Origin of the sequence: Schlesneria sp. (assembly GCF_036405755.1) — a bacterium.
GTDB classification, from domain to species: Bacteria; Planctomycetota; Planctomycetia; order Planctomycetales; family Planctomycetaceae; genus Schlesneria; species Schlesneria sphaerica.
In genome coordinates, this window is record NZ_DASWWZ010000523.1 from 1 (window position 1) to 9,657 (window position 9,657).

9 protein-coding genes are annotated in these 9,657 nt (G+C 56.3%); 7 read left to right on the forward strand and 2 right to left on the reverse strand.

The annotated features are described in order from the left end of the window. Positions 1-330: 330 nt before the first annotated feature. From VGE80_RS17760 to VGE80_RS17790, 7 genes are all read left to right on the forward strand, one after another. On the forward strand, positions 331-813 hold the full coding sequence (locus tag VGE80_RS17760) for an RrF2 family transcriptional regulator (protein ID WP_397570141.1): 483 nt from the start codon (positions 331-333) through the stop codon (positions 811-813). 24 nt (positions 814-837) lie between these two features. Next, complete coding sequence (locus tag VGE80_RS17765) at positions 838-1,461, forward strand: gamma carbonic anhydrase family protein (RefSeq protein WP_440593587.1); 624 nt, start codon at positions 838-840, stop codon at positions 1,459-1,461. A gap of 247 nt (positions 1,462-1,708) precedes the next feature. Then, positions 1,709-2,173, forward strand: coding sequence for an RrF2 family transcriptional regulator (locus tag VGE80_RS17770; RefSeq protein ID WP_373651926.1), 465 nt, complete (start codon positions 1,709-1,711; stop codon positions 2,171-2,173). A 222-nt stretch (positions 2,174-2,395) separates the two neighbouring features. Further along, positions 2,396-3,319, forward strand: coding sequence for a sulfate ABC transporter substrate-binding protein (locus VGE80_RS17775; RefSeq protein WP_440593588.1), 924 nt, complete (start codon positions 2,396-2,398; stop codon positions 3,317-3,319). A gap of 126 nt (positions 3,320-3,445) precedes the next feature. Continuing rightward, a complete protein-coding gene (gene cysT, locus VGE80_RS17780) occupies positions 3,446-4,273 on the forward strand; it encodes a sulfate ABC transporter permease subunit CysT (protein ID WP_373651924.1) in 828 nt (275 codons plus the stop codon). An 88-nt stretch (positions 4,274-4,361) separates the two neighbouring features. Continuing rightward, positions 4,362-5,276 carry a sulfate ABC transporter permease subunit CysW gene (gene cysW / locus VGE80_RS17785; RefSeq protein WP_440593589.1) on the forward strand — a complete coding sequence of 305 codons (915 nt, stop codon included), beginning with the start codon at positions 4,362-4,364 and terminating at the stop codon, positions 5,274-5,276. Between the two features lie 67 nt (positions 5,277-5,343). After that, on the forward strand, positions 5,344-6,411 hold the full coding sequence (locus VGE80_RS17790; RefSeq protein ID WP_373651922.1) for a sulfate/molybdate ABC transporter ATP-binding protein: 1,068 nt from the start codon (positions 5,344-5,346) through the stop codon (positions 6,409-6,411). 111 nt (positions 6,412-6,522) lie between these two features. Here VGE80_RS17790 and VGE80_RS17795 read toward each other — a convergent pair whose 3' ends face one another. Both VGE80_RS17795 and VGE80_RS17800 read right to left on the reverse strand, forming a co-directional pair. Beyond that, positions 6,523-8,499: a tetratricopeptide repeat protein gene (locus VGE80_RS17795; RefSeq protein ID WP_440593590.1), complete on the reverse strand. Its 1,977-nt coding sequence runs from the start codon at positions 8,497-8,499 to the stop codon at positions 6,523-6,525. A gap of 78 nt (positions 8,500-8,577) precedes the next feature. After that, entirely contained in the window at positions 8,578-9,543 is a 966-nt protein-coding gene (locus VGE80_RS17800; protein ID WP_440593591.1) for a YybH family protein, read from the reverse strand. Between the last annotated feature and the right edge of the window lie 114 nt (positions 9,544-9,657).

A 9,657-nucleotide genomic window follows, 5' to 3' on the forward strand; every position in this document is an offset into this window, starting at 1 on the left:
ACAACGCGCTAAACGGCGAACCGAGACCCAACAGAATGAGAGTGAGGATGCCACTCCAGAGACTCGATCTCCGAATCTTCGTGTGGACGGCGCGATCGATAGATGGACTCATGCTGGTGTCTTCCTGTAAAGAAGAAAACCCGGTGTCGACCGCAATAAGTCATTTCACAATGGAATGCTCATCACGTCCGAACGCAGAAATTCCACGGCTGAACATTGACCGTCAGGTCTTGTTCCTCCGATACTGGATCTCGGCGTCGCTTTCCAATCACTGTACGACCTTAGAAACTGGACGTCAATGTCCATTTTAGTGACAATGGGAATGCAGGCATGTTTTCTCAGACAGTAGAATATGCTCTACGAGCCGTCGTCTATCTGGCCGACCACGCCCCGAACGCCCGCACCACCGACCAGATCGCGCTCGCCACGCAGGTTCCGAAACCGTATCTGTCCAAAGTCTTACAGAACCTGGGACGGAATCAGATTGTCCGCAGTCAACGGGGAACCGGTGGAGGTGTAACGCTCGTCAAAACTCCTCAAGAGCTCACGATTCTGGAAGTCGTGAATGCGGTGGAACCGATTGAGCGCATTCATACTTGCCCTCTCAACATCAAGTCCCACGGCAAGCAATTATGTCCACTGCACCATCGCATGGACGAAGCGCTGGGGATGGTTGAGAAATCGTTTGCCCAAACCACTCTGGCCGAGATGCTGGCAGAACCGACAGGTAGCCACCCCCTGTGTGAAGCGGTGCCGACCGTTCTAAGCGAGTGTCCCATTTCCGCCATTGCCGAGCTGAAACGGCAAATTTAGATAACTTTGAGCCTGGATTTACTCTTGAATCGCAATTCTTCAGATGAAATGGTCCCCGAGACGGCCAACTGGCCTTCAGCCCCACCAGAACTCCCCCCTGTTCCATCGGTGGCTTACCCGGACGTCCTCTGGGACTGGTCGGCGCTGCACGCCGTTCCGCAAATTGATCCGACAGCGTTTGTGGCTGATGGAGCCGTTGTTGTGGGGCGTGTCCGTTTGAAAGCAAGAAGCTCAGTCTGGTTCGGCTGCATCCTTCGGGGTGATCAGCAGTGGATTGAGGTGGGGGAAGAGTCGAACATCCAGGACGGATCGATTCTGCACATCGAAGCCGATACCCCCTGCATCATCGGGAACCGCGTGACGCTGGGACATCGGGCGATCGTACATGCCTCCACCGTCGGGGACGGTGCCCTGATTGGTATTGGTGCGACCGTTCTCAGCCGCTGTGTGATCGGTGAGGGGGCTCTCATCGCCGCCGGAGCCGTCGTGCTTGAAGGGACGGTCGTTCCGCCTCATACCCTGTGGGCAGGATGCCCGGCTCGCCAGATCAAAGAATTAACACCGGAGCAGCGGCAGAGGCTGGCCACTACCTTCCAGCACTACGTCAATAACTCCGCGGGGTATCGCGCACGACGCGATGCACTGTAGCGCGTGCGGCACCCCTTGAACGGGGCGGCAAATTGTTCGACTCCAACAGGTTACGGCAGTCGGCACAAGCTGACATCAGCCAGTTTTCGCTCCTCGTCCATCCCTTCTCACGGGCAGTGGGCAAAACGCTCAATCGTGCGTTTTGAAGGAGGAGTTTTGACGGTCAATTTGACAAGCTCGTCATGACCCGAATAATATCAGTCACATAGTCGTATTTAACCTTCAAGACGGAGAGGCGGCAAAGTCGATGAAAGTGTCGCGAAAGTCGGATTACGCGCTCCGTGCGCTCATGACGCTTGTTGGAAGATATGGGCAGGGGCCAGTTTCCATCAGAGAACTCGCTGAAAAGAATGACGTACCGCGCCGCTTCCTGGAACATATCATGCTCGAACTCAAGACCAAGGGCTGGGTGAAAAGCATCCCCGGTCGGATTGGTGGGTTCGAACTTGCGAAACGCCCGGAAGAGATCACGATGGGTCAGATCGTCCGTTTCTTCGACGGACTGATCGCACCGATCGGATGTGTTTCTGCTACAGCCTACGAGCCCTGCAGTCAGGAAGCGACTTGTCGCTTCCGGCGTATCATGCTCGACATCCGCAATTATTCCTCTCGTCGAATGGACGAGGCCAATCTGGCAGCTGTTTACGGCACCGCACCGGTCACAAAGTCAGAGGTTTTCAGCTCGGCATTTATCGGTGGCGACGGCATCTGATCGCAAGATTTCGACGCGGTGCCCGGCTTTGATCTCGCACCGTCCACAAATCGGCTGCTCATATTGTCGATAATTTCAGTGATATTTAGTTTGGGGTCTATTTTCATGCGTCGCGCAATTGGCACTTTTATCCGGGCTCTTCTCCTGACCGCTCCCCTTCTGTTTCTGGCAGTGGGTTGCACCGGAGATCACACAGGTTCGGGAGGAAGCTCGGGCGGCGCCGTGAAATTGCTCAACGTCTCGTACGACCCGACGCGTGAACTGTGGAAAGAACTCAATCAGGCCTTCATTCCCGTCTACGAAAAGGAATCGGGCCAGACAATTACGATCGACCAGTCCCACGGCTCTTCCGGCAGTCAGGCACGTTCGATCATCGATGGTCTCGAAGCCGACGTCGCGACCCTGTCGATCTGGACCGATACCGACGCTCTTCGAAAGAATGGGCTGCTCAAGGACAATTGGGAGAACACCTTCGAGAACCGCTCTCTCCCCTACACATCGACAGTGGTATTCGTGGTCCGCAAAGGGAACCCGAAGGGGATCAAGGACTGGAGTGACCTCGTAAAGCCAGGCATTGCTGTCATCACACCGAACCCGAAAACCTCCGGGAATGGCCGCCTCAGCCTGCTGGGCGCATGGGGAAGCGTGGTTCTTAATGGTGGTACAGAAGAGCAAGCGACTGAGTTTATCAAGAAGCTCTACTTGAACGCTCCCAACCTGGATACCGGTGCCCGTGGTGCCACGATGACCTTCGCTCAGAAGGGGATCGGCGATGTGCATATCACGATGGAAAGTGAAGCCTATCTGGAAGTGAAAGAATCCAAGGGCGAACTGGAACTGGTCTATCCCCCTGTCAGCATCCTCCACGAACCCCATGTGGCCGTTGTTGACAAGAACGTCGAGACGAAAGGAACCCGCGCCGCTGCGGAAGCGTACCTCAAGTTCCTGTACACAAAAGAGGGACAGGAGATCATTGCCAAGCACTACTATCGCCCGACGGATCCTGAGATCGCTCAGAAAGTCGCGGAACAATTTCAGCCGATCAAGCTGTTCCTGATCACCGATCTGGTACCGAGTTGGGAAGAAGCTCAGGCGAAGTTCTTTGCCGACGGGGGCATCTTCGACAAAATTTACTCGAAACAGTAGGCGACAATTCCGGTTTTCAGCCTTGGCGCGATCCCAGTTGACGAGATGCGGATATGTCACGAAACTGCGCAACTCTATTTTATCCGCCGTAGCTGTATGAGTTTCTGATCTGAGGTCGACATTTTCATGGCATCACATCGCATTCTGCCGGGGTTTCGTCTGAGTCTCAGCCTTGCGATATCCTACCTGTGCCTACTGGTCGTGATTCCGTTAGCTGCACTGATTGCCAAAGCGAGTTCTCTCACTTTTGAGCAGTTTCTCGCCGCCGCCTGGACCCCACGAGCCCAGGCAGCCTATTTTGTCACCTTCAGCACCTCGGCCATTGCCGCAGTCACCGACACGATTCTGGGACTGCTCCTGGCCTGGGTGCTGGTTCGTTATGAGTTTCCGTTCAAACGCTTATTCGACTCACTGGTCGATCTCCCGTTCGCTCTTCCGACTGCGGTTGCCGGACTCGTCTACTCAAGCTTGTACGTCCCCAAAGGCTGGATCGGGCAGTTCCTGGTTCCGATGGGAATCGAACTGGCTTATTCCACCTCTGCCATCGTGCTGGTGCTGACTTTCATCGGCCTTCCCTTCGTAGTGCGGACGGTCCAGCCCGTACTGGAAAGCATGGACGCGGATATCGAAGAGGCTGCGGCATGTCTAGGTGCCACCCGGTGGCAGACATTTACCCGGGTGATCCTGCCAGCCCTCTATCCGGCTCTCACGACAGGATTCGCACTGACTTTCGCTCGAGCCATCGGAGAATACGGCTCAGTCGTGTTCGTCTCGAGTAATACCCCGCTGAAGACAGAAATCGCCCCGGTACTGATCGTTCAGAAGCTGGACGAATTCAAGTGGGCCGAGGCAACGGCGGTTGCGGTGGTGCTTCTGATTGCGTCATTCATCATGCTTATCATCATTAACGCCCTGGAACGCAGGACAAGTGCCGCCAACTCATCGGCAAATTGACCTGACATGATGCCCTCATCGACCGTCAGTCGCTCGCCCGAATCCCCGGCACGGACTCCAGTCCTTCCTCCCCGCAAAGACGATCACAATGCACGCGGTTCCGAAACATCTTCCCTCAACGAATGCCAATTCGACGCTTCGGAGCCGTTCGGCACAAGAAGATCCGTGGTGGGTCCGCTGGGGCCTGATCTCACTTTCCGTGCTCGTGCTGTTTGTGCTGGTGATTCTGCCCATCAGTAACGTCTTCTATCACGCCTTCTCGAGCGGTATCGGGACGTATTTCAAAAATCTGACCGATCGCGAGACCATGCATGCGATCAAGCTGACACTTTTCGTCGTCCCGATCGCGGTGCTGGCGAATGTCATTTTTGGTGTGGCGGCGGCCTGGGTCATTACGCGGTTTCGATTTCCTGGTCGCACGCTGCTCACAACCATCATTGATCTTCCCTTCGCCATTTCGCCCGTCGTTGTGGGCCTGATGTTCGTCATGTTGTTTGCCAACCATGGCGTTTTCGGAGGCTGGTTACAGGCGAATGGTTTGAAAATTCTGTTTAACTGGCCGGGAATTGCACTAGCGACCACCTTCGTGACGCTACCCTTCGTCGCGCGGGAACTCATTCCTGTAATGGAGGCCATCGGTCCTGACGAAGAGGTTGCCGCCATCAGCCTCGGAGCGAACGGCTGGCAAATGTTCTGGCGAGTCAGCCTTCCGAATATGAAGTGGGGACTGCTGTACGGGATTATCCTCTGTAACGCCCGCGCAATGGGCGAATACGGGGCCGTCTACGTTGTTTCCGGACGGATCATCAATAAAACTGAAACGTTGCCAATCCGTGTCAACACCCTCTTCGAAGGGGGATCATCCGAGACTTACGCGGCTTCTTTTGCTGCAGCGTCCCTGTTGACTCTGCTTGCACTTGTCACCTTGTTCATCAAAATCGCGCTGGAACGGAAGACGCAAACTGATCTGCGTGAAGCAGCCAAGATTCATCAGATCGAGTAGTCGGTTTCGCAGAAACAGCCTCCGCAAGAAAACTCTTCTCGTACTTCCTCTTCCACCGGATTGTCTCATGAGCATCGTCGTCAAGAACCTAATCAAGAAATTCGGGAATTTCACCGCACTCGACGACGTCAGTCTGGAAGCGCCCAGTGGTGAGTTGCTCGCGTTGTTAGGTCCGTCCGGTTCGGGCAAGACGACACTCCTTCGCATCATTGCGGGTCTGGAGACAGCCGACAGTGGCACAGTCCTCTATCAGGATGAAGATGTCACTCAGCAATCGCCCAAAGACCGGCAGGTCGGATTCGTATTTCAGCACTACGCCCTGTTCCGCCACATGACGGTGTTTGAGAACGTCGCTTTCGGGATGAGGGTCCGCCATCGGCCGAACTCGGAAATCGAAAAGCGGGTCCACGAACTTTTGCACCTCGTTCGTCTGGAAGGCCTCAACTCACGCTACCCATCACAACTGTCAGGAGGTCAGCGGCAACGTGTCGCCCTCGCTCGTGCTCTGGCGGTGCAGCCCAGAATTTTGTTGCTCGACGAACCATTCGGCGCACTCGACGCCAAGGTCCGGCAGGAACTCCGCCAATGGCTCAGACAACTTCATGACGAAATTCATCTGACGACGGTTTTCGTCACGCACGACCAGGAAGAAGCGTTCGAAGTGGCTGATCGCGTCGTCGTTATGAAGTCCGGTCACATCGAGCAAGCAGGGACGCCTCAGCAGGTCTTCGACCATCCCGCGACACCCTTTGTGATGGACTTTCTCGGCAACGTGAACGTATTCCACGGCCGTGTCGAGAACGGCATGGCTATGCTGGGGGCACTCAACATCGAGTATCCCGAGTACCCACATGCCGAATCTCGAATCGCGACGGCTTACGTCCGTCCTCACGAACTCGATATCTCCCATGCCCCCTGCGGGACCTCGAGTCTGGAAGTCCGGGTCATGCAGGTGAATCCGGCCGGTTCGGTCGCCAAAGTGCGTGTCTTCTCGGAACAGTTCGGTCTGGCGTTGAATGTTGACCTGAATCTCGAGAGGTATGCCGAATTACGACTGAATCCCGGTGACCGGGTGTATGTTGCCGCTCGAAGGGTTCGTGTCTTCATGCCACCGGCGCCGGATTACTCGATCTGACAGGAAGAATCGGTTTCCTCGCGTTCGGAAGGCGCCACCAAAAAAATGACGCTGAAGCAGCACCCGTAAGGGAAGCCACTTCAGCGCGCAGTGGTCGGGATCACGTGCGGGTTACTTGGTGAAGTTCAATCCTGGATCATTGGCATCGCCGCCAATCATCTTGAAGTTGAACTGCGCGGAACTCTGAAAATCAATTTCTGCCAGCATCGTCCCTCCGGTGTCGGGCTGCATGGCGAGATTGTTCTGATCAACGGCGAACACCCCTTTCGCGGTCTGGGTGTCCTTACCTCGCACGCAGGTCCAGACGAACTTTCCTTCTTTTGTCATCTCGAGTGTGAAGTCTGCCCCGTTGCCGCTTGCCTTCCAGGATCCCACCAGTTTATCTGTCGTCAGCAGTTTTTCAGGTGGGATAGGAGTCGGTGCGGTAACTGTCTCAGCGGGTTTCGCCGCATCAGTCGGGCTGGTCATACTGACGAGTTGCGAGAGCAGCCGGTCGTTTGGAAGCAATTTCGCTGCAAGTGCAAACTGCTTCCCGGCAGCCTCGGGAAAGTTGGTCGTCAGGTAGTGATACCCGAGCAGAAAATGTCCGTCCGGCGAGTCTGGGTTTGATTTTGTGAATGCCTCAAGTTGTCGAAGTTGCTGCGTATAGACGTCCACATTGGGATAGAGGCTGCTCATCGTGGCCCAATCCCAGCCGGGGCCTGCGGAAAGAACAGCGTAGATGGCGGCGGCCGCTTCGGGGTAACTCTTCGTGGCGAAGAGAACAAGACCTCGAAATTCATGCACGACTGCATCACGCGGCATCGTCTTGAGTGTCGTGTCCAGGTACTTGAGAGCTGATGGATAGTCGCCGTTATAGAACGAAGAGCGCGCACTGCTGAAGGCCGTCATACCGGGATCGTCAGGCGAAGGCTGTGAATTCGTTACTCCGATTGCAGAATCACTCACTCCCGAATCTGCGACCGTACCGCCGGATGGGACTGACGTACCGAATCCCGTGCCCGGATCGCTGTCAGCGTAACTCACGAGGGGCTGCGAGTAATCGTAGCCGGCCGTCCCAACGATCGCGGGGGTGTAGTAGGGGTTCACGTAGGGGAAATACCCGAATCCGTAGGCCATGCGATTGATTCCCCAGGCCGTCAGTCCGAAGGCTGCCGCGACAGGGTAACGGTTCCAGAGATTGTTCCAGTTGCCCCAGCCAAATCCTCCATACCAGCCTCCATGCCAGCAGCCGTGGTACCACGCTCCATAATGGTAGTGATAGGAGTTGGTGAAGTTCTGCCAGTCCTCGTGGCGTCCGTTGAAGTGATCGTAGTTGCCGGGTTGCCGATTTTGAATGTGGTTCTGCCAGTCCTGACGACCATTGGCCATTCGCTGGTTCAGATCAGATCGCCGGTCTTCTGTCGACCGGGGGTGATTTGACATCCGGTCCTGCAGTCCCGCCCCTTGATTGGGAAGTCTTGAACCGAACCCTCCTTGATCCAAACCAGGTAAACGTGCACCTCGATTGCCGAGCCCACCGTCATTACCGGTCAACGGGCGCTCGCCAAATCCTCCCTTCGACCCAATTCCGACTCCGGAACCGATGCCATCACGCGATCCAATTCCCCGGTTGCCCCCTATGCCGCCAGCGTCAATCGGAATGGACCCCCGGCCGGCCCCGCCAAAATTGTGGTCGAATGACGGTGCACTGCCGATGGAGGGACGGTTGATTCCACCACCGAATTCGCCAGGACGTCCTCCACCAAATCCGCCCCCGTAGCTGCCTCCACCGATGGGTCTTTCGCCGCCAACTCCACCTCCGAAGGACCGGTCACCGCCCCCAAAGTTTCCGCCCCCAAAATTACCGCCCGCCGGTCGACCCCCTCCGCCGAATTGTCCACCTCCGCCTCCGCCTCCAAAGCCGCGTCCACCTCCGCCTCCAAACCCTCCCGGGCTTCCGCCGCGGAAACCGCCTCCTCCGCCTCCGAATCCCCCACCTCGACCGCCTCCTCCACGCCCAAGAGCCGGGCCGGCTCCCGCGATGGAAAAAATGAGGACCGTTGTTAACCCATAGCGAAGCCACTGAGGAAACGCTCGATGATTCATAGTCATGCTCTTTGAGTTGATTTTCGGGGTACTTGGAATCGTCCGTTCAATCATCGGGAAGTCGTCAAACTGACGTGACTACTCAGCCGGTCGGGGAGGCAGGCGGACGACACGAATCGACGAATCGGGCAACCTCTCACCACCGACAACCTGCCCTGAGGAATCAAGCTGATATGAGTCGGTCGTTAATGGCGTCAGAACCCGCGTGGCATGCGCAGAAAGGCCTGCCGCCGTGACTCCTTCTGCAGCAATCACCCAGGCACCTTCGACAGGCGTCCAGACGGATTCGGCAAACGAACCGCTGTGATCAAAGGCCCACGCTCGAATGGTCTTTCGCAGGGGGTCATAGCCGATCCGCTGCACTCCCCGTAGCTCGCGCCCATTGCGATTTCGAGCAACGTATTCCTGCAACAGATAGTTCTTGTCTTCTGACCACCGCACGGTGGACTCGACACGCCCTTCGGGACTTTCATCCACCCACTGGCCCACCAACCAGCCGAGCTGCAGTAAGTGGTCGTGCGCCGTTTCCAGTTGTTCAGCCGGAAAATCCCGGACACTGGCGAATTGCCAGACGCCGTCGCTCTTAACGTGGATCACCGTATATCGGTTTCGAACCGGAGGCTCTCCCGGTTCCAGCGTCAGGTTACTGGTCCCCTCTTCGATCGCCAGAAAAGGATTCAACTGCCGCGCTGACGTTACTTCGATCTGAATCTGTGCCTGTGGGTAACTCTTGAATGACTCCGCAAATCTGGCCTCGATGGCGGGACGGCCCTGAATGACGTCCCCCTCTTCATCGATCACTTCCGCCGTCGGAGCGAACAGCGTCACAATCTCCTGTGCACGACCCGCGTTGAATGCCTTCTCGAATTTCAGCGCCAGTGCATTCAGCGAATCCACGATGGGTTCAGAGGTCGTGGTGAGAGGCTTCTGCTGCGAGCTGGGATTTTCCTGCGAATGAGCGGTCTGCCACCGGGTCGACTCAAAGACTCCCACCCCCAGCAGGAGAATGCTTCCTGCCACAGGAGTCCAACGTTTGATCGTCATTCATGTCTCCTAAGAAATGCCTCTGAGCGGTTTGGGCCGAATTTGGTCGGCCATCGCACATCGGCAGGTGTAAGTTGAGTGATCACTGCTGAAAATCGTACCCCTTCAATAATC

Excerpts from the sequence above, each read along its gene's own strand:
- VGE80_RS17760 (WP_397570141.1), top strand. The coding sequence starts at position 331 with ATGTTTTCTCAGACAGTAGAATATGCTCTACGAGCCGTCGTCTATCTG.
- VGE80_RS17770 (WP_373651926.1), top strand. The coding sequence starts at position 1,709 with ATGAAAGTGTCGCGAAAGTCGGATTACGCGCTCCGTGCGCTCATGACG.
- cysT (WP_373651924.1), top strand. The coding sequence starts at position 3,446 with ATGGCATCACATCGCATTCTGCCGGGGTTTCGTCTGAGTCTCAGCCTT.
- cysW (WP_440593589.1), top strand. The coding sequence starts at position 4,362 with ATGCACGCGGTTCCGAAACATCTTCCCTCAACGAATGCCAATTCGACG.
- VGE80_RS17790 (WP_373651922.1), top strand. The coding sequence starts at position 5,344 with ATGAGCATCGTCGTCAAGAACCTAATCAAGAAATTCGGGAATTTCACC.
- VGE80_RS17795 (WP_440593590.1), bottom strand. The coding sequence starts at position 8,499 with ATGAATCATCGAGCGTTTCCTCAGTGGCTTCGCTATGGGTTAACAACG.
- VGE80_RS17800 (WP_440593591.1), bottom strand. The coding sequence starts at position 9,543 with ATGACGATCAAACGTTGGACTCCTGTGGCAGGAAGCATTCTCCTGCTG.